Source organism: Rahnella sp. PCH160, from assembly GCF_047784855.1.
Classification (GTDB): Bacteria; Pseudomonadota; Gammaproteobacteria; order Enterobacterales; family Enterobacteriaceae; genus Rahnella.
On sequence record NZ_JBLOGT010000001.1, the window covers coordinates 3,938,577 to 3,957,922 of the forward strand.

At 55.8% G+C, this 19,346-nt stretch carries 16 protein-coding genes and 1 pseudogene; 10 read left to right on the plus strand and 7 right to left on the minus strand.

Annotation, left to right across the window (positions count from 1 at the left end):
* Positions 1-24: 24 nt before the first annotated feature.
* From dcd to apbC, 3 genes are all read right to left on the minus strand, one after another.
* Complete coding sequence (dcd, locus tag ACM5QY_RS18185) at positions 25-606, minus strand: dCTP deaminase (protein WP_120133513.1); 582 nt, start codon at positions 604-606, stop codon at positions 25-27.
* 38 nt (positions 607-644) lie between these two features.
* Entirely contained in the window at positions 645-1,286 is a 642-nt protein-coding gene (gene udk, locus ACM5QY_RS18190; RefSeq protein ID WP_104922420.1) for a uridine kinase, read from the minus strand.
* A 145-nt stretch (positions 1,287-1,431) separates the two neighbouring features.
* A complete protein-coding gene (gene apbC, locus ACM5QY_RS18195; RefSeq protein WP_416122091.1) occupies positions 1,432-2,544 on the minus strand; it encodes an iron-sulfur cluster carrier protein ApbC in 1,113 nt (370 codons plus the stop codon).
* Positions 2,545-2,654: 110 nt separating this feature from the next.
* Between apbC and metG the strand changes: the two genes are divergently transcribed.
* Positions 2,655-4,727, plus strand: a complete 2,073-nt coding sequence (metG, locus tag ACM5QY_RS18200; RefSeq protein ID WP_416122925.1) for a methionine--tRNA ligase — start codon at positions 2,655-2,657, stop codon at positions 4,725-4,727.
* A gap of 141 nt (positions 4,728-4,868) precedes the next feature.
* Here the strand turns inward: metG and ACM5QY_RS18205 are convergent, their stop codons facing one another.
* Complete coding sequence (locus tag ACM5QY_RS18205; RefSeq protein WP_416122092.1) at positions 4,869-5,132, minus strand: DUF1127 domain-containing protein; 264 nt, start codon at positions 5,130-5,132, stop codon at positions 4,869-4,871.
* 168 nt (positions 5,133-5,300) lie between these two features.
* Here ACM5QY_RS18205 and ACM5QY_RS18210 point away from each other — a divergent pair.
* Both ACM5QY_RS18210 and ACM5QY_RS18215 read left to right on the plus strand, forming a co-directional pair.
* A pseudogene (locus ACM5QY_RS18210) lies at positions 5,301-6,718 on the plus strand (aminotransferase-like domain-containing protein).
* A gap of 24 nt (positions 6,719-6,742) precedes the next feature.
* A complete protein-coding gene (locus tag ACM5QY_RS18215; RefSeq protein WP_416122093.1) occupies positions 6,743-7,633 on the plus strand; it encodes a LysR substrate-binding domain-containing protein in 891 nt (296 codons plus the stop codon).
* A gap of 118 nt (positions 7,634-7,751) precedes the next feature.
* Here the strand turns inward: ACM5QY_RS18215 and ACM5QY_RS18220 are convergent, their stop codons facing one another.
* A complete protein-coding gene (locus ACM5QY_RS18220) occupies positions 7,752-8,033 on the minus strand; it encodes a CBU_0592 family membrane protein (protein ID WP_195814541.1) in 282 nt (93 codons plus the stop codon).
* A 218-nt stretch (positions 8,034-8,251) separates the two neighbouring features.
* On the opposite strand from ACM5QY_RS18220, the gene ACM5QY_RS18225 reads away from it, so the two are divergent.
* Genes ACM5QY_RS18225 through ACM5QY_RS18245 form a run of 5 tightly spaced genes read left to right on the plus strand, consistent with a single transcriptional unit; the run spans position 8,252 to position 15,286 of the window.
* Complete coding sequence (locus tag ACM5QY_RS18225; RefSeq protein ID WP_416122094.1) at positions 8,252-9,835, plus strand: ABC transporter substrate-binding protein; 1,584 nt, start codon at positions 8,252-8,254, stop codon at positions 9,833-9,835.
* The gene (locus ACM5QY_RS18230) at positions 9,835-10,782 is read left to right on the plus strand and encodes an ABC transporter permease (protein ID WP_416122926.1); all 948 of its coding nucleotides are present in this window, start codon (positions 9,835-9,837) and stop codon (positions 10,780-10,782) included. Before ACM5QY_RS18225 ends, ACM5QY_RS18230 begins: the two co-directional genes overlap by 1 nt.
* A 12-nt stretch (positions 10,783-10,794) precedes the next feature.
* On the plus strand, positions 10,795-11,622 hold the full coding sequence (locus tag ACM5QY_RS18235) for an ABC transporter permease (protein ID WP_416122095.1): 828 nt from the start codon (positions 10,795-10,797) through the stop codon (positions 11,620-11,622).
* Positions 11,619-13,262: an ABC transporter ATP-binding protein gene (locus ACM5QY_RS18240; protein ID WP_416122096.1), complete on the plus strand. Its 1,644-nt coding sequence runs from the start codon at positions 11,619-11,621 to the stop codon at positions 13,260-13,262. Before ACM5QY_RS18235 ends, ACM5QY_RS18240 begins: the two co-directional genes overlap by 4 nt.
* Entirely contained in the window at positions 13,259-15,286 is a 2,028-nt protein-coding gene (locus ACM5QY_RS18245) for a CocE/NonD family hydrolase (protein WP_416122097.1), read from the plus strand. Before ACM5QY_RS18240 ends, ACM5QY_RS18245 begins: the two co-directional genes overlap by 4 nt.
* Positions 15,287-15,592: 306 nt before the next feature.
* On the opposite strand, the gene ACM5QY_RS18250 is transcribed toward ACM5QY_RS18245, so the two are convergent.
* Positions 15,593-16,045, minus strand: a complete 453-nt coding sequence (locus ACM5QY_RS18250) for a winged helix-turn-helix transcriptional regulator (RefSeq protein ID WP_416122098.1) — start codon at positions 16,043-16,045, stop codon at positions 15,593-15,595.
* Between the two features lie 114 nt (positions 16,046-16,159).
* Here ACM5QY_RS18250 and ACM5QY_RS18255 point away from each other — a divergent pair, with 114 nt between their 5' ends.
* Both ACM5QY_RS18255 and ACM5QY_RS18260 read left to right on the plus strand, forming a co-directional pair.
* A complete protein-coding gene (locus tag ACM5QY_RS18255; protein ID WP_416122099.1) occupies positions 16,160-16,954 on the plus strand; it encodes an SDR family NAD(P)-dependent oxidoreductase in 795 nt (264 codons plus the stop codon).
* Positions 16,955-17,046: 92 nt separating this feature from the next.
* Positions 17,047-17,736: a fumarylacetoacetate hydrolase family protein gene (locus tag ACM5QY_RS18260; protein WP_416122100.1), complete on the plus strand. Its 690-nt coding sequence runs from the start codon at positions 17,047-17,049 to the stop codon at positions 17,734-17,736.
* Positions 17,737-17,810: 74 nt separating this feature from the next.
* Here the strand turns inward: ACM5QY_RS18260 and ansP are convergent, their stop codons facing one another.
* Positions 17,811-19,292: an L-asparagine permease gene (gene ansP / locus ACM5QY_RS18265; protein WP_416122101.1), complete on the minus strand. Its 1,482-nt coding sequence runs from the start codon at positions 19,290-19,292 to the stop codon at positions 17,811-17,813.
* Positions 19,293-19,346: the final 54 nt, after the last annotated feature.

Below are 19,346 nucleotides of genomic sequence, written 5' to 3' on the forward strand. Positions count from 1 at the left end.
CGCTCACGCAGATAAAAAGCAGAATCAGTCTTTATCAATACGACTGGCAATTGCACTTTGCTGGTCGCGGTATTTCGCATCCTGACGGCTGTTGTAAGGACGTGCAGCAGAACCGGACAACGGCTCGAAACTTAACGCACCAATCAGCATGCCGGGGCGAAGCGCCAGAGGCAGTTTACCGGAATTATAGAACTCAAGGACGATACGACCTTTCCAGCCCGGATCGATACGATGAGCGGTCACATGCACCATCAGGCCGAGACGCGCCAGTGAGGAACGTCCGTCGAGCCAGCCGACCAGATCATCCGGGATAGTGACGGATTCGTAAGTGACCGCCAGCGCCAGTTCGCCGGGATGCAGGAAGAAAGCTTCGCCTTCCGGCAAAACGATTTCGTCGCTCATCACTTTATCCAGCGCGGCGCTCACTTCATCTTTCGGGCCACTCAGATCGATATAACCGGCGTTATGCCCGAGGAAAACGCGAAAACCGTTGCCCAGACGCACATCTACTGTGGCACCGTTAATCCGCTCGACTGGCGGACGCGGTGAAATACCTAATTTGCCGCTGTCGAGCCAGGCTTCTATATCTCGATCGCAAAGTCTCATCGTATCTCCGGTGTGGTTTTCTACGGATTGTTCCGCGATTAGTTAAAGAACTGGCTGATTTTCGCCTTAAGAATATCAATCGCAATCCGGTTTTTACCGCCACGCGGCACAATGATGTCTGCGTATTGTTTAGAAGGTTCGATAAATTGCAGGAACATTGGACGGACAGTTTTCTGGTATTGCGCCATCACGGAATCCATAGAACGGCCACGCTCGTTGACATCACGCTTCATGCGGCGCATCAGGCAGATATCCAGCGGCGTATCCACGAAGATAGAGAAATTCATTTCCTGACGCAGACGCACATCGGTCAGTAACAGGATCCCTTCCAGAATAATGACTTTCTTCGGCTTGAGCGTCACGGTCTCAGCCAGACGGGTATGTTCGATAAAGCTGTAACTCGGTAATTCGATAGCCTGACCTGACTTCATTGCCTGCAAGTGCTGGAACAGCAAATTGTGGTCCATGGCACTCGGATGGTCATAGTTGGTTTTGACCCGTTCTTCCATGGTCATATGGCTTTGGTCTTTATAGTAGCAATCTTCAGGGATCACCCCGATATGCTCATCACCTACCTGATCACGAAGTTCACGGTATATAGTACTGGCGATGAGGCTTTTTCCCGAAGCAGATGCGCCAGCGATACCCACGATGACACACTGATGGAATTTGTCAGACATAAAATTAAAGACCTGATTTGGAAGTTGGAAGGCAAGCACAGCGTGTGCTTTGAACGCGCCAATTATAAGTACAACACACTACCCGATGCCAGCGTTAAGGCGGTGTAATCGCTGACATCGGGCAATAATTCGCAGAGTTGGGAGATTAAACCGCCCGGAAAGCGATTTCTGTCGGAATTGCGTCGCCTCTCCAGTACAGCTGAGACGCCACTTTTGACGCCAGTTCGCGATAAATCGTCGTGAACTCACTTTCCGGATTAGAGACAACGGTCGGTTCGCCACGATCCAAATCTTCACGCAGCGAAATATGCAGCGGTAACTGAGCCAGTAACTCGCAACGGTATTTCTCGGCCAGACGCTGTGCGCCGCCGGTACCGAAAATCGGTTCATGATGCCCGCAATTGCTGCACACATGCATGCTCATGTTTTCGATAATGCCTAAAACTGGTACATGCACCTTCTCAAACATTACGATGCCTTTCATGGCGTCGAGCAGCGCGATGTCCTGCGGCGTCGTCACCACCACCGCGCCCGTCACCGGAATATTTTGCGAGAGTGTCAGTTGGATATCGCCGGTGCCCGGCGGCAGGTCAATCACCAGATAATCCAGATCCGGCCACAGTGTATCCTGCAACATCTGCATCAGCGCTTTGCTGGCCATCGGGCCGCGCCACACCATCGCATTTTCGTCGGTGACCAGATAACCAATGGAATTGGTCGCCAGCCCGTGCGCCATAATCGGCGACATATGTACGCCATCCGGCGATGTCGGACGCTCTTCTTCCGTGCCCAGCATGTTCGGCACAGACGGGCCATAAATATCCGCGTCCAGAATGCCGACTTTCCCGCCTTCAGCAGCCAGCGCCAGCGCCAGATTCACCGCTGTGGTGGATTTCCCCACACCGCCTTTGCCCGAACTCACCGCCAGAATATTGCGCACGCCTTTGATACCGGGCTGGTCGTTCGCGCGTTTCATCGTGGCGATGTCGTGACGCAGTTTCCACTCGATGGACGAAGCGCCTGTCACGCGCAGCAATTCGCCGCTGGTCTCTTCTTTTAAAATATCGAAACCGCTGTTCCACGCGAACGGCAGCGTCAGATCGATATGCAGAACCTCGTCCATCAGCACGCAATGATGCACCGCTTTTATCGCGACTAAATCTTTTTGAAGTGTTGAATGACGGAAGGTGGCCAGTACGCCGGTCACTAGTGCGCGCAGCCCTGCGGGTGTGGACTGCTGTGGGGATTGAGATGTCATCCCGGCTCCTTGAAACTGGTTATCAGACTGTTTATCTGCCTAATAGCATAACAGAACACCCGTAAGGAGATCCCCCCGTTTGTTTACGCGGGGCGGCGCTTTCGGTTAACATCAATACCCCTGATTTCAACTACAGAAAGCAAGCTCTTACTATGGCTCACGTCGCGAAAAAAATTTTGGTAACCTGTGCACTTCCGTACGCCAACGGATCCATCCACCTCGGCCACATGCTCGAGCACATCCAGGCTGACGTCTGGGTCCGTTTCCAGCGAATGCGTGGCAATGAAGTGCACTTCATCTGTGCGGACGATGCGCACGGCACACCGATCATGCTGAAAGCGCAGCAGCTCGGTATCAAGCCGGAAGAGATGATTGCCGAAATGAGCCAGGAGCATCAGAAAGATTTCGCCGGCTTCGGCATCAGCTACGACAACTATCACTCCACGCACAGTGACGAAAACCGTGTGCTGTCTGAGCTTATTTACGGTCGTCTGAAAGAAAACGGATTCATCAAGAACCGCACCATTTCTCAGCTGTACGATCCGGAGAAAGGCATGTTCCTGCCTGACCGTTTCGTGAAAGGCACCTGTCCGAAATGTAAATCGCCAGACCAGTACGGTGATAACTGCGAAGTGTGTGGCGCGACCTACAGCCCGACTGAACTGATCGAGCCGAAATCTGTGGTCTCCGGCGCGACGCCGGTGCTGCGTGATTCCGAGCACTACTTCTTCGACCTGCCGGAGTTCAGCGCGATGTTACAGGCGTGGACCCGTTCCGGTGCGTTGCAGGAGCAGGTCGCGAACAAAATGCAGGAATGGTTTGAATCCGGCCTGCAACAGTGGGATATCTCCCGCGATGCGCCGTATTTCGGCTTCGAAATTCCTGATGCGCCGGGCAAATACTTCTACGTCTGGCTGGACGCGCCAATCGGCTACATGGGGTCATTCAAAAACCTCTGCGACCGCCGCAGCGACCTGAACTTCGACGAGTTCTGGAAAAAAGATTCCACCACCGAGCTGTATCACTTCATCGGTAAAGACATCGTGTATTTCCACAGCCTGTTCTGGCCGGCGATGCTGGAAGGCAGCAACTTCCGCAAACCTACCAACCTGTTCGTTCACGGCTATGTGACGGTAAACGGCGCGAAGATGTCCAAATCACGTGGCACCTTCATCAAGGCCAGCACCTATCTGAACCATCTGGATGCGGACTGCCTGCGTTATTACTACACCGCGAAACTGTCCTCCCGTATCGACGATATCGACCTGAATCTGGAAGATTTCGTGCAGCGCGTGAACGCAGACATCGTTAACAAAGTGGTTAACCTGGCTTCACGTAACGCCGGTTTCATCGCCAAACGTTTTGATGGGCAACTGGCGGATAAACTGGCTGACGAAGCGCTGTACAAAACCTTCACCGATGCGGCTGAAAGCATCGCGCAGGCGTACGACAGCCGCGAATCCGGCCGTGCAATCCGTGAAATCATGGCGCTGGCTGATCTGGCGAACCGTTATGTTGACGAACAGGCACCGTGGGTTGTGGCAAAACAGGAAGGCCGCGATGCTGACCTGCAGGCGATTTGCTCAATGGGCATCAACCTGTTCCGCGTGCTGATGACATACCTGAAACCGGTTCTGCCTTCACTGTCTGAACGTACCGAAGCGTTCCTGAATACCACGCTGGAGTGGGATGCGATTGCACAACCGCTGCTGTCTCATCAGGTGAATCCGTTCAAGGCGCTGTTTAACCGTATCGAACTGGATAAAGTCACGGCTATGGTTGATGCATCGAAAGAAGACATTGCGGCGGCGAAAGCCCCGGCGACTGGCCCGCTGGCGGATGATCCGATTCAGGAAACCATCACGTTTGATGATTTCGCGAAAGTCGACATGCGTATCGCGCTGATCAAAAGCGCTGATTTCGTGGAAGGTTCCGACAAACTGCTGCGTCTGCAACTGGATCTGGGCGGCGAAACCCGTCAGATTTTCTCCGGTATCCGCTCCGCGTATCCGGATCCTAAAGCGCTGGAAGGCCGTCTGACCATCATGGTGGCGAACCTTGCGCCACGTAAAATGCGCTTTGGCATTTCCGAAGGCATGGTGATGGCCGCGGGCCCTGGCGGCAAAGACATCTTCCTGCTCAGCCCGGATTCCGGCGCACAGCCTGGCATGCAGGTGAAATAAGCCCTTCGCAACAACGATCAAAGCCCGATGAAATCATCGGGCTTTTTTTATTTTTCAGATCCAAATTCGCTTTAAATACCCTTTTACACAGGTTACAGCGCAGCGCAAAACGTACAGGGCGCCCAAAATGCGAAGGGGATTTTATTTCGGCCAGTTCGGCCAGACGCCTCGCGGATAATCTCTGTCAATATCCTCTCTCGCCAGCCCGATATCTTTCAGTTGCTCCGGGCTCAGCGCATGCAGAAGTTTGCGGCTGACGCGGCGCTCATTCCAGCTGTGTAGAATACTCAATGCCTGTTTTACCCATCCGCCCTGCTTAACCGGCATCTGTACCGGTTCAACAATATCGGCACCACGCACTGACTCACACGCGGCAAACTGCCGTTCTTCAATGGTATTTTTCATTTTCTGCTCCTGTTAACGACCTGTGATCAGGATCTAACATTCAGCAAAAACATTACAGATTCAGTTTTTTTGTATTTCAACCATACAGATCTGGATCCAATGACAGATTCAGCGTTAGATTAGACGCATCTGTACTGCTCTTATTGCGCAGTCGTTGAGGAAATGAAAATGAACCGTTACGAAAATCTGGCTAATGTGCTGAGTGACCGCATCGAACAGGGGCTGTATCCGGCGGGGATCCGCCTGCCCTCGGTGCGCGTCTTAAGCAGTGAGCACGGCGTCAGCGTCAGCACCGTGCAGCAGGCGTACCGCGTACTGGAAGAAAAACAACTGGTGGAAGCGCGGCCAAAATCCGGCTACTTCGTCAAAGAAGCCCGCTTGCAGGCAGCGCTGCCGAGCGGGTGTCGCCCGACGCAGCGCCCGGTGGAGATTTCCCAGTGGGATCAGGTTCTGGAGCTGATCACCTCGCCCCACCTTCCCGGCTTTGTTCAACTCGGGCGCGGCTCGCCGGACGTCACCGCCGCCACGCTTAAACCGCTCAGCCGCCTGATGGGCCGCGCGGGGCAGCATCAGAACCTCAACGCCTTCCACTACGACAGCATTTACGGCTCCGAAGATCTGCGCGAACAGATTGCGCGCCTGATGATCGACAGCGGCAGCCACATGGATGCCAGTAACATTTTGATCACCACCGGCTGTCACGAAGCGCTGTCTATCGCTATCCGTTCGGTCTGCGAACACGGTGACATCGTGGCGGTGGATTCGCCGAGTTTTCACGGCGCGATGCAAACCCTGAAAGGTTTCGGCATGAAAGCGCTGGAAATTCCGACCGACCCGGTCACCGGTATCAGCCTGGAAGCGCTGGAAATGGCGCTGGAACAGTGGCCCATCAAAGCCATACAGCTCACACCCAACTGCAACAATCCGCTCGGCTACAACATGCCGGATGACCGCAAGAAATCGCTGTTGCGTCTGGCCCAGCGCTACGATATCGCCATTATCGAAGACGATGTTTACGGTGAACTGGCGTATCAGTATCCGCGTCCGGCGACCATTACCTCGTTTGATGACGATGGCCGCGTGCTGCTTTGCAGCTCATTTTCCAAAACGCTGGCGCCCGGTTTGCGCGTCGGCTGGATTGCACCGGGCCGTTATCATGACCGCGCGCTGCACATGAAATACATCACCACCGGCGCGTCGGCCACGCTGCCGCAAATCGCCATTGCAGATTTCATCAAACAGGGTCACTACCTCCAGCACATACGCAGAATGCGCAATCAGTACCAGCGTAATCTGTGCACCATGACCGACTGGGTGATGAAATATTTCCCGTGCGGCACGCGGGTCAGCCGCCCTCAGGGGGGTTCCTGCTGTGGATCGAACTGGACGAACGTATTGATACACTGCGCCTGAACCGGCTGCTGGAAGAACAATTTGTACAAATTGCGATTGGTTCGATATTTTCAGCCTCAGGCAAGTACCGCAACTGCCTGCGGATTAACTATGCTCAGCCTCTGGCGGCCAAAACTGAACGCGCCGTCCAGCAGGTCGGGCAGATGGTGTCACACATGCTGGAAAGCTGCTAAACGCATCCCGGAGAACCCCTCACTGTGCAGATAGAACCTTTACCGCCGCTCAACACCCTGGTGGCATTCGAATGTGTGGCGCGTTATTGCAGTTTTTCCAGGGCAGCCGATGAACTCAACCTCACGCAAAGCGCCATCAGCCGCCAGATTATTCAGCTTGAAGAAATGCTCGGCTGCAAACTTTTCCAACGGGCGCAGCGTAAAACCACACTGACGCCGCGCGGAGAAACCTACGCGCATCAGGTGCGGAAACTGCTTGGCGATATCTCACTTTCGACGGCAGAAGTCATGGGCTGGAATGGTTTGCCGCAGGTTACGCTGGCCTGTACCAGCGCCATGAGCGGCCTCTGGCTGTCATCGCGCCTGTCTTCGTTGCGCCAGGTGATGCCTGATTTGCAAATCCAGATGAAAATTTCCGACAGTTTTTCTGAGCTCAAATCATCAGAATTTGATCTGGCTATTTTCTATCTCCGTGAGCCACCGCCCGGCTATCACGTCCAGGCGCTGTTTGATGAAGTTTGTTATCCGATGTGCTCGCCGGAAGTTTTCAGCCGCCTGCCCGCCGGTGCCAGCGCGGCAGATTTGCTGGAACAAACCCTGCTGATTCAGGACGATCCGCAGCGCGAATGGACCGGCTGGCGCGACTGGTTCGCCTCGCAGGATGCCACTTTTGTCACCCCGCGCCGGACATGGCGCGCCAATAACTACCCGTTTCTGGTGCAGTCGGCGGTGCTGGGCGATGGCATTCTTCTTGGCTGGGAAGGTCTGGTGCAGGATTACATTAACAACGGACAACTGGTGGCCGCGCACCCCGGTAAACTGGCTGCTGCCGGAAAATGTTACATGCTGACGCCGCAGGATAAATTCCTGAAGCCCATCGTACACAAAGTCATTAACTGGCTGAAACAGCCGTAGAAAAGAGCATTGCCAGATTTCAGATATCTGGTCTGGCAATCATTATTTAGCAGATCTGACGAGAGTATCGTCACACTATTTATAAAAAATAATAATAATCTGACGTCATAATAAAATATTATGAATTGACATCCGCCGGTGGGATTTTATTTTTCTCCAGAATTCGGCGTTTTCTCGCCGAATTCATGCCCAGTAATGTAAACAACAGCCAGCATGACTGCGAAATACAAGATGCAAGGTTAAAATCATGGCTTAAGGAATACAGGCCAAATACACCGCCGATTATATTAAGATAGGCGTAACTGTTAGCATCAACCGCTAGCCTGCGCATCTGAACCAGCGCATAAGCCAGAAGGTAGCAAAACACCCCTATTAAGCCGACAACCGTATGCAGTTCCACCGGTCACTTCCCTTTCCAGACATTGATAGCTCAGAAAAATAAAGCTTTTCAGGGTGTTCTGCCGCGCATTTTTCGCATACCCTCATGATAAATTCTCATGCAAGTTCCGCAGGGGGTTTTGATATAAATCATCAGGGCAATCCATTTCGTCCCTTTGAAACACCCGGAGTATTTCGCCTGCACCTATAAAATTCCAGCACGTACTATGGAGAAAATTAATGAAAGATAATAATTCCCCTTTGACGAAATTAATGCAGGATGCACAACTTAGCCGTCGCGGCTTTATTACCAGCGCTTCCGCTGTGGGTATTACCAGCGCCATGGGTTTCTCCCCGTTTTCTGTTTTCGCCGCTGAACCGAAGAAAGGCGGCATATTAAAACTGGGTATGTCAGGCGGAAATACCAGTGATACGCTCGACCCGACGTTATTCAGCGACTGGGTGCCGCTCAACCAGGCATATATGCTGATGAACGGCCTGATTGAAATTGATGAAAATAACAAAGCCACGCCGGAACTGTTCTCTGCGTGGGAAGCCAAACCGGGCGCGGCCGAATGGGTGTTTACCGTCCGTGAGGGCGTCACCTTCCACAACGGCAAAAAGCTGGACGCCGACGACATTCTCTATTCGATCAACCTGCATCGCGGCGACAAATCCAAAAGCGCCATCAAAACGCAGCTGGCACCGATTACCGGCCTGACCAAACAGGGCGACAACCAGATCCTGATAACGCTCGACGGCGGCAACGCCGACCTGCCGTATCTGCTGGCGGATTACCATCTGGTGGTCGTGCCCGCGGGCTTCACCGACTGGTCGCACCCGATTGGCACGGGCGGTTTCATCTTTGATCAGTACGAACCGGGCGTGCGCTCGCTGTTCAAACGCAACCCGAATTACTGGAAACCGGATCGCGCCTTTGTTGACGCCGTGGAAGTGCTGGTGATCAACGACCCGACCGCGCGCACCAACGCCCTGATTTCCGGCCAGGTTCACGCGATCAACCGCGTCGATTTCAAAACGGTCGATTTCCTCAAACGCAGCCCGGCCCTGAACATCATCCGTTCTTCCGGCGGCCAGCACTTTACGTTCCTGATGGATTGCAGCGTCGCGCCGTACAACAACAACGACGTGCGTATGGCGATTAAACACGGCATCGACCGCCAGAAAATTCTTGATACCGTGCTGCGCGGCTACGGCTCGCTGGGTAACGATCACCCGATCCCGAAAACCGATCGTTTCTTCAACCACAGCCTCGAGCAGCGCGTTTACGATCCGGACAAATCCAAGTTCTACCTGAAAAAAGCCGGATTAACCGACCTGAAAGTCGAGCTGTCTTCGTCTGATGCTGCCTTTGCCGGTGCACTCGACGCCGCCGCATTGTTCCAGGGTCAGGCGCAGAAAGGCGGCATTCAGGTCAGCATCAAGCGCCAGCCTGCCGACAGCTACTGGGACGACGTGTGGATGAAAGCGCCGTTCAGCATGGGTTACTGGGGCGGACGCCCGACGGCTGACCAGATGTTTTCTACCGCGTATCAGTCCACCGCCAAGTGGAACGACACGCACTGGAAGGATGAAAAGTTCGACGCCCTGCTGCTTCAGGCGCGTTCGTTGCTGGATGAAAGTAAACGCGCGGAGATTTACGGCGAGCTGCAAAGCATCGTACGCGACAACGGCGGTGCCATGATCCCGTTGTTTGGGGATTATCTTGATGCCGCCAGCAAAAAAGTCGGCGGGATTAAACCGCATCCGATGTTCAACTTCATGGGTGGTCGTCTGGCCGAGCGCGTCTGGCTGGAGGCATGATGAAAAAACGGATTTTACAGCGGGTCCTGTTGGGCATTATCACGCTGTGGCTGGTCTCTGTGCTGATTTTTATCGGCACAGAAATGTTGCCCGGCGACGTTGCGACCGCGATTTTAGGGCAAAGCGCAACACCGGAAACCGTGGCGGCGCTGCGGCTGCAACTGGGGCTGGATGAACCGTCGGTGCTGCGTTATCTGCACTGGCTGGCGGGTATATTGCACGGGGATCTCGGGCATTCGCTGGCCAATGGCCGCGCCATCAGCGACGAGCTTCTGCCGCGCCTGGCAAACACGCTGTTTCTGGCCGGATACGCCGCTGTGATCGCCATTCCGCTGGCGGTCGGTTTAGGAATTGCGTCCGCCATCTGGCGCGGTTCCGTGTTCGACCGCCTGGCGAATACCCTCACGCTCATCAGCATTTCCGTGCCGGAGTTTTTCGTCGGCTACATTCTGGTGATCGCCTTTGCTATCCGCCTGACGTGGTTCCCGAGTCTGGCGATGGTTGACAGTTCATCTTCGTTCCTCGACCGGCTTTACGTCTGCACCCTGCCGATGCTCACACTCACGCTGGTGGTGCTGGCACATATGTTGCGCATGACGCGTGCGTCGGTGACCGCGGTGATGTCCAGCCCGTACATCGAAAGCGCGGTGCTCAAAGGCATTCCGCGCTGGCGCATTGTTGTCTCGCACGCGCTGCCCAACGCCCTCGCACCGATCATCAACGTCGTGGCATTCAATCTGGCGTATCTGGTGGTCGGCGTCATTCTGGTGGAAGTGGTGTTTGTCTATCCGGGCATTGGCCAGTATATGGTGGACGCTGTCACCAAGCGCGACCTGCCGGTGGTTCAGGCCTGCGGTCTGCTGTTTGGCGGCACCTACATTTTTCTTAATACCACCGCCGATTTACTGGCGATCTGGTGTAATCCACGCCTGCGCCATGCGCGCTAAAAGAGGGACAGCATGAACCGGTATTTCATTAACATCCCGCTGTCGGCCTGGATTGGCATTGTGATTATTGCGGTGAATCTCTTCGCCGCCATTTTCGCGCCGTGGCTTGCGCCGCACAGCGAAACCGAACAGGTCGGCGATATCTGGCTGCTGCCGTCTGCCGCCACGCCGTTTGGCACCGACAGCCTCGGGCGCGACATGCTCTCGCGCATTTTATTTGGCGCCCGCACGACGATCGCCATCGCCCTGACCATCACCTTCAGCTCCTTTATCATCGGCATCGTCGCCGGTTTCACCGCCGCGATTTACGGCAGATGGGTGGATACCGTGCTGTCGCGCATCGTCGATACCGTGATGTCGATTCCGGTACTGATTTTCGCGCTGATCGTATTGTCCGTGATGGGCACGTCAATTCCGGTTCTGGTGCTGACGATCGCCCTGCTCGACGCCACCCGCGTGTTCCGTCTGGCGCGGCTGGTGGCGCAGGCGATTGTCTGCCAGGAATATGTCGAAGCGGCGCGTCTGCGCGGCGAAGGCCTGCGCTGGGTGCTGTTCAGGGAAATTCTGCCAAACGCCCTGCCGCCGTTGCTGGCCGAATTTGGTATGCGTTTCTGCTTCACTTTCCTGTTTATCGCGGGGCTGAGTTTCTTAGGTTTGGGCATTCAGCCGCCTTACGCAGACTGGGGAAGCATGGTGCGTGACAACGCGCAGGCGATTAACTTCGGCCAGTTTGCGCCCCTGTATCCGGCAGCGGCGATTGCGCTGCTGACCATTGGCGTCAATCTGGTGGTTGACTGGCTGCTGGCACGTAACAGCCTGCCGCATGGAGATGAAGCATGACCCGGACAATTTTAGAAATGCGCGGCCTGCGCATCGAAACTCTCGACGGCTCGCCGCTGGTTCAGGACATTTCCCTGAAGCTTGCGGCGGGCGAAGTGCTCGGGCTGATTGGCGAATCCGGCGCGGGAAAATCCACCATCGGGCTGGCGGCGCTGGGCTATGCGCGTCAGGGCTGCCGGATTGCGGGCGGCAAAGTGATCCTCGACGGCACCGACATCGTTTCACAGCCTTCGCGCGTTAAACGCGAATGGCGCGGCAAGCGCGTGGCGTATGTCGCGCAAAGCGCCGCTGCCTCGTTTAACCCGGCACTGACCATCGAAAAACAGGTTTGCGAAGGCCCGATCCGCCACGGCCTGATGAACAAAGAAGAAAGCCGCCAGTGGGCGATTTCGCTGTTCCGTTCACTGGATTTGCCGGATCCGGAAAACATCGGCAAGCGTTATCCGCATCAGCTTTCCGGCGGACAGCTTCAGCGCGCCATGGCCGCGATGGCGATGTCCTGTAAACCGGATTTGCTGATCATGGACGAACCGACCACGGCGCTGGACGTCACCACGCAAATTGAAGTGCTGGTGATGCTGCGTAAACTGGTGCGTGAGTTCAACACCGCCGCGCTGTATATCACGCACGATCTGGCCGTTGTTGCGCAGCTCGCCGACCGCATTATGGTGCTGCGCCACGGCAAGGAAGTGGAAACCGGCAGCACGCAAACCATTCTGGAAAACCCGCAGCAGGATTACACCCGCAGGCTGGTCGCGGAGCGTGAACACGCGCTGACGCCACTGGCTGGCGGCCATGAATCTTCCGGCCAGCCGCTGCTGACCATGAAGAAACTCAGCACCGGTTATAACGGCAAACGCGTGGTGCATGATGTCAGCCTGCAACTCCCGCGCGGCAAAACGCTGGCGATTATCGGTGAATCGGGTAGCGGAAAAAGTACGCTGGCGCGGGCGCTGGTGGGCCTGTTACCGGACACCGAAGGCTCGGTGAATTTCGACGGCATGGCGCTTTCGCATAATTACCAGAAGCGCAACAAAGAAACCCTGCGCCGGATGCAGATGATTTATCAGCTTCCCGACGTGGCACTGAACCCGCGCCAGACGCTGCTGGATATTATTGGCCGCCCGCTGAGCTTCTATTTCGGGATGAACAAAAAGCAGGTTCGCGAGCGCGTGGAGGAGTTACTGCGCCTGACCGAACTGCCGGAGAAACTGATCGACCGTCGCCCCGGCGAGCTGTCCGGCGGGCAGAAACAGCGCGTCTGTATCGCCCGCGCGCTGGCCGCACAGCCGGAACTGATTATCTGTGACGAAGCCACTTCAGCGCTCGATCCGCTGGTGGCGGAAGAAGTACTGAATTTACTGCGCCGTTTACAGGAACAGCTCGGGCTGTCCTACCTGTTCATCACGCACGATCTGGGCACGGTAAAACGCATCGCTCATCAGGTCGCGGTGATGTATCAGGGCCAGGTTGTCGCCAGCGGCGATACCGACGTGGTATTCAGTGCGCCAATGCACAGCTACACCGAAAAACTGCTGACGTCCGTACCGGAAATGCGCACCAGCTGGCTGGACGACGTTCTCGCCCTGCGCGGCACCGCGCTTCCTGCGGCAGTCCTCTCTTCGACAGGAGTCTTATGAGCACCAAACGCATCGTGACCGAATTCCCTCACGCCGTCACCGTGACCGAACATTTGTGGATCCCGCTGAGCGATGGCACACGCCTCGCCGCCCGCCTCTGGCTGCCGGACGACGCCGCCAGCCAGCCGGTTCCGGCACTCCTTGAATACATCCCGTACCGCAAACGCGACGGAACCCGCACGCGTGACGAACCGATGCACGGCTTTTTTGCCGGTCACGGTTACGCAGTGGTGCGCGTGGACATGCGCGGCAGCGGCGAATCCGACGGATTACTCGCCGACGAATACCTGTTGCAGGAACAGGACGATGCGCTGGAAGTCATCCAATGGATCACGCAGCAAAACTGGTGCAGCGGCAACGTCGGCATGATGGGCAAATCCTGGGGCGGATTTAACGGATTACAGGTCGCCGCGCGCCGTCCTGCTGCGCTGAAAGCCATTATTACCGTCTGCTCCACAGACGACCGCTACCGCGACGACATCCACTACAAAGGCGGCTGTCTGCTCAACGATAACCTCTGGTGGGGCGGCATTATGCTGGCGTACCAGAGCCGTCCGGCCGATCCGGCGCTGGTCGGCGAAAGCTGGTATGGCGACTGGCTTAACCGTCTGGAAAACATGCCGTTCTTCCCGGCGTTGTGGATGGAACACCCGCTGCGCGACGAATACTGGCAGCACGGTTCGGTGTGCGAAGACTGGTCAGCCATTGAATGCCCGGTGCTGGCGATTGGCGGCTGGGCGGATGCGTACAGCAATGCTGTTTTCCGCCTGATGGACAATTTACAGGTTCCGCGCCGCGCCATTCTCGGCCCGTGGGCGCATATTTACCCGCAGGACGGCACGCCGGAACCGGCGATCGGTTTCCTGCAGGAAGCGGTTCGCTGGTGGGATCACTGGCTGAAGGGCGAACAAAACGGCGCGATGGAAGGCCCGATGATTCAGACCTGGTTGCAGGACAGCCAGCCGCCTTCGGCGATGCGTCCGGTCAGCAAAGGCGAATGGGTCGGTTTTGATCGCGGCACCGCCAGCAATATTAATTATATGCCCCGCTGGCTTTCGCGAGGCCAGCTCAATACCCAGCCGGACGCCACTGCGGGCGTCATCAATATCTGTTCGCCTCAGAATCACGGGCTGATGGCCGGGGAATGGATGGGCGCAGGCGTGCCCGGTGAAATGCCGCCGGATCAGCGCGTTGACGACGGCATGGCGGAAATCTTTGACGGCGAACCGCTGGCCGAACCACTGTCCATCTTCGGTTTCCCGGAATTCACGGTGGAGCTGAGCAGTGATAAACCGGCGGCGATGCTTTACGTCCGCCTTTCCGACGTTTCACCGGAAGGTGCGGTAAACCGCGTCACGCACGGCTGGCTGAATCTGGCGCATCTGTACGGCCACGATAAATCTGTACCGCTCGTGCCGGGACAAAAAGTCAAAGTACCGGTACAGCTGGACGGCATCGCTCATCGTTTTGCCGCCGGACACCGCCTGCGACTCTCGCTGGCGACCACCTTCTGGCCGATGATCTGGCCGATGGCAGAAGCCGCGACGCTGACAGTAGACCTGCACAGCGCGCAGCTTAGCCTGCCGGTGTGCGAGCAGCCGGTGTCGATTGATGGCCCGATCGCCGAACCGCAAAGCGCCCCGCTGACGCCGCAAACCGTGCTGTCGCCGGGACGCGTTGACCGCAACATCACTTATGATTTCCTGACCGACAGCTGGACCAGCGTGACCCACGGCGTGGGCGGCGTATTCGGCGAAGGCGTTTATCGTTTCGATGATATTGATACGACGGTTGATCACAGTTTACGCCGCGAGCTGACGGTCAGTAACAGCGACCCGCTTTCCGCGCGCTATCTGCTGACGCAAACCATGAAAATGGGCCGTGAAGGCTGGTGGATGGAAGCGGAGATTACACTCGAGCTGCGCAGCGACCTGACGCATTTTATCGTCAGCGGCGACATGGTGGTGAGTCTGAACGGGGAGGAGGAGTTTACGAAGTACTGGCATGAGAGGGTGAAGCGGTAGGCTTGGAGTTTAGTTTTTAAATTCAAAATCGAGGTCAACACCGTGGGTTGCCACCCACGCCGGCCTTAAGGAGCGCCTTTCGCCGCGCCCCTTAAGAATCCCGGGCTCTTTAACTGCGCGCTACCGCTGGAACGAAGGACATGTTCTGTTGCTCCGGCGCGTGGCGCGAAATCTTGCCGCTGCGCGGTTCCTTCCCCGAAGGTTCGAGCCACAGGTCTCGAATCTTCGGTCAGCAAAATTTCTGAGCGCGCCAGTGGGATTTTTTATGCATTTTTGAATACGCCAGTGAAATTTCTCAAAAGCTGATCAGTGTGGGATTTGGGGGACTATCGCTGTAATTTCGTTATCTTCCAGTATTCGTCCGTCTTGTGCGCGCAGTTCGATTTTGCGCAGGGGCTGGCGGTTTTTGGTGTCGACCATCAGGGTGCAGGCTTCGCCTTCTTCGAACAGGTATTCACTTCCCCACTGTCCTAATGCGATCAGCACAGGACGCAGCGCGTGGCCTTTTTCTGTCAGGACGTATTCCTGATACGCCGAACCGTCGGCGGCGGGTTCCACTTTCAGGATGCCTTCGGCAACCAGCGCTTTCAGGCGCGTGCTGAGAATGTTTTTCGCCGCGCCCAGGCTACGCTGGAATTCACTGAACCGCGAAACACCGTGCATCGCATCACGGACAATCAGCAGCGTCCACCAGTCACCTATTAAATCCAGCGCGCGGCCTGCCGGGCATGGCGTGTTTTCCAGTCGGGTTCGTTTCATGGCACTTCCTGCTCAGGGCGGTTTACAAAATCTGGTTGCATTATAAAACCACCAGTGCTAAAAATCACCTAGTTTCATCATTAAACCACATTCACATTTCTGAGAGGTTCTGCCATGTCTGATTCAAAAGTTTCACACTCCGTCGCTTTAATCACCGGCGCATCCAGCGGTATCGGCGCGACCTATGCTGACCGTCTGGCGAAACGCGGTTATGACCTGATTCTGGTGGCGCGCGACGTTGCACGACTGGATGCACTGGCAGAGCGTCTGCAACAGGAGTACCGCACAAACGTGACCGTTTTGCCCGCAGACCTGACCCGTTCTGAAGATCTGGTTCGCGTCGAAGATTTTATCCGCGCAAATCCGCAAATTACTCTGCTGATCAACAACGCCGGGGCTTCCCTGAAAGGCGGCTTTGAAAACAGCGACGCCGATGCCATTGAAAATCTGATTACCCTGAACGTCACGTCTGTGGCGCGTCTTTCCCGCGTGGCGCTGGATGGCCTGCTGAAACACAAAGACGGCGCGATTATCAATATTGCCTCAGTGATGGCGCTGATGCCGGAAGCCCGCGCGGCGGTCTATTCCGCGACGAAAGCCTTTGTGCTGACCTTCAGCCAGACCTTGCAGTTCGAACTGGAAGAGCGCGGTTTATACGTGCAGGCCGTCTTGCCAGCCGCGACGCGCACTGAAATCTGGGAACGCTCCGGCAAGAATATCGACGAAATTTCCGGCGTGATGGAAGTCGGTGAACTGGTTGATGCCGCGCTGCTGGGTTTTGACAGCAAGGAAAAAATCACCATTCCTCCGTTGCAGGATGAACAACAATGGATTGATTTCGAAGCGCGCCGCAGCGCAATGGTGCCGGTGTTCAGCCAGTCACATCCGGCACCGCGTTACAAATCCTGACCGTCCGACATTGACCAGTAACAACAATTTGCTGGTCAACCGGTGTCCGCTTTGCAAATATGAAAATACGTTAACTTTGTGAAGTGAATACGATGACCGAATTTGTAATTGCCGTACCCAAAACGCCTTCTCTGGCCGTTGAAGGCCAGAGTGCGCGTTTCCCTTTACGCCGCGTGTATTGCGTTGGCCGGAACTATTCTGAACACGCCCGCGAAATGGGCCATGATCCTGACCGCGAGCCGCCGTTCTTCTTCTCAAAACCTGCCGATGCGGTGATCCCGGCCAGCGGCAATGTGCCGTATCCGACGCTGACCGAAGATTTGCATTACGAAGTTGAGCTGGTGGTCGCGCTGGCGAAAGGCGGGAAAAACATTGCCCCCGAAGACGCGCTTTCTCACGTCTGGGGCTATTCCGTGGGCGTGGATCTGACCCGTCGCGATATTCAGGCGCAGGCGAAAAAACTGGGCCGTCCGTGGGATTTTGCTAAAGGGTTTGATGATTCCGCACCGGCAAATCCGCTGCTGCCGGTCAGCCAGACCGGACATCCTGCCGCCGGTAAAATATGGCTGGATGTGAACGGTGAAAAACGTCAGCGCGGCGATTTAAATGATCAGATCTGGCCGGTGGCGGATGTGATCAGCTATCTGTCGCAGGCGGTAGAACTCAAGCCGGGTGACCTGATTTACACCGGTACGCCTGCGGGCGTCGGCCCGGTGGTGCGCGGTGATGTGATCACCGGCGGGATCGAAGGGCTGAGCGAATTCAGCTTTACTATCGTCTGATTAGCTATCCCCTGAAAAACAAAATGGCCTTCACTCTGTAAAGAGGAAGGCCATTTTAACTGCGATAACTCAGGTTACTTCGATTCCACGCTTTCCTGATGCGCTTCTTCGTGCGCAGCCTGCTCGGCATGAACTTCCGCCGCGCGCTTACGCAAACCAATCCAGCCCAGTACCAGCAGAATGATCAGCACCGGAATGGTCGCTATCGTGTAGGTTCCGTTCGGGTAATCAAAGGCCATCAGGATCAGCACGCCCGCCAGGAAGACCAGCGTCAGCCACGACGTGAATGGTGCCCACGGCATTTTGAAGGAGACGTCTTTCGCGCGACCTTCTTTGATGGCGGTACGCAGTTTCATCTGGCACACGATGATAAATGCCCATGAACTGAGGATACCCAGTGACGCGATGTTCAGGACAATCTCAAAGACCTGCGTCGGCACGTAATAGTTGAGGATAACGCCTATTACGTAAATGCCTACAGTCACCAAAATACCCGCATAAGGCACCTGTTGCGCGCTCATCTTCGACATGAATTTCGGTGCGGAACCGCCCATCGACAACGAACGCAGAATACGACCGGTGGAATACAGGCCAGAGTTCAGGCTCGACAGCGCAGCGGTCAGCACCACGATATTCATGATCGTCCCGATGTACGGCACGCCGAGCTTGCTGAAGAAGGTGACAAACGGGCTCTGGCCTGCCTGATACGCATTCCATGGCAACAGCAGAACCAGCAGCACCACGGAGCCGACGTAGAACAGTGCAATACGCCAGATCACGCTGTTGATGGCTTTCGGCAGCACTTTTTCAGGATTTTTCGTTTCGCCTGCGGCGGTACCGACCAGTTCGATAGCCGCAAAGGCGAAGACCACCCCCTGCACTAAGACCAGCGCCGGTAACAGGCCGTGCGGGAAGATACCGCCGTTATCCGTGATCAGATGCAGACCGGTAGTATTCCCGTCGAGCTGTTTTCCGGTGCCGAGGAACACCACACCGACCACCAGGAAGATCGCGATAGCCGCGACTTTGATCAGCGCAAACCAGAATTCCATTTCGGCGAACCACTTCACGCCAATCATGTTCATGGTCGCCACAATCGCCAGCGCACCAAGGGCAAACATCCATTGCGGGACATCACCGAAGGTTCCCCAGTAGTGCATGTACAGAGCCACTGCGGTGATATCGACAATGCCGGTCATCGCCCAGTTCAGGAAGTACATCCAGCCCGCCACGTAGGAGGCTTTTTCACCCAGGAATTCACGGGCATAGGAGACGAAGCTGCCGCTGGTCGGACGGTGTAAAACCAGTTCGCCCAGTGCACGCAGAATAAAGAATGAGAAAATACCACATACTGCATACACGATAGCCAGCGCCGGGCCTGCCATCTGTAAACGCGCACCCGCACCGAGGAATAAACCGGTACCAATAGAGCCACCAATAGCAATCATCTGAACCTGACGATTGCCCATGCTCTTGTGATAACCGCTTTCGTGCGAATCCAGCCAGCGCCGTTTTGCGGCGTGTTTTGCCTCTGCCGATTTCTTATGAGACTTCATTATGACTTGTTCTCCAAAATAACCTTCACCTGACGCCGGTGCTGCAAGCAAACG

Excerpts from the sequence above, each read along its gene's own strand:
- dcd (WP_120133513.1), bottom strand. The coding sequence starts at position 606 with ATGAGACTTTGCGATCGAGATATAGAAGCCTGGCTCGACAGCGGCAAA.
- udk (WP_104922420.1), bottom strand. The coding sequence starts at position 1,286 with ATGTCTGACAAATTCCATCAGTGTGTCATCGTGGGTATCGCTGGCGCA.
- apbC (WP_416122091.1), bottom strand. The coding sequence starts at position 2,544 with ATGACATCTCAATCCCCACAGCAGTCCACACCCGCAGGGCTGCGCGCA.
- ACM5QY_RS18205 (WP_416122092.1), bottom strand. The coding sequence starts at position 5,132 with ATGAAAAATACCATTGAAGAACGGCAGTTTGCCGCGTGTGAGTCAGTG.
- ACM5QY_RS18225 (WP_416122094.1), top strand. The coding sequence starts at position 8,252 with ATGAAAGATAATAATTCCCCTTTGACGAAATTAATGCAGGATGCACAA.
- ACM5QY_RS18230 (WP_416122926.1), top strand. The coding sequence starts at position 9,835 with ATGAAAAAACGGATTTTACAGCGGGTCCTGTTGGGCATTATCACGCTG.
- ACM5QY_RS18235 (WP_416122095.1), top strand. The coding sequence starts at position 10,795 with ATGAACCGGTATTTCATTAACATCCCGCTGTCGGCCTGGATTGGCATT.
- ACM5QY_RS18240 (WP_416122096.1), top strand. The coding sequence starts at position 11,619 with ATGACCCGGACAATTTTAGAAATGCGCGGCCTGCGCATCGAAACTCTC.
- ACM5QY_RS18245 (WP_416122097.1), top strand. The coding sequence starts at position 13,259 with ATGAGCACCAAACGCATCGTGACCGAATTCCCTCACGCCGTCACCGTG.
- ACM5QY_RS18250 (WP_416122098.1), bottom strand. The coding sequence starts at position 16,045 with ATGAAACGAACCCGACTGGAAAACACGCCATGCCCGGCAGGCCGCGCG.
- ACM5QY_RS18255 (WP_416122099.1), top strand. The coding sequence starts at position 16,160 with ATGTCTGATTCAAAAGTTTCACACTCCGTCGCTTTAATCACCGGCGCA.
- ACM5QY_RS18260 (WP_416122100.1), top strand. The coding sequence starts at position 17,047 with ATGACCGAATTTGTAATTGCCGTACCCAAAACGCCTTCTCTGGCCGTT.
- ansP (WP_416122101.1), bottom strand. The coding sequence starts at position 19,292 with ATGAAGTCTCATAAGAAATCGGCAGAGGCAAAACACGCCGCAAAACGG.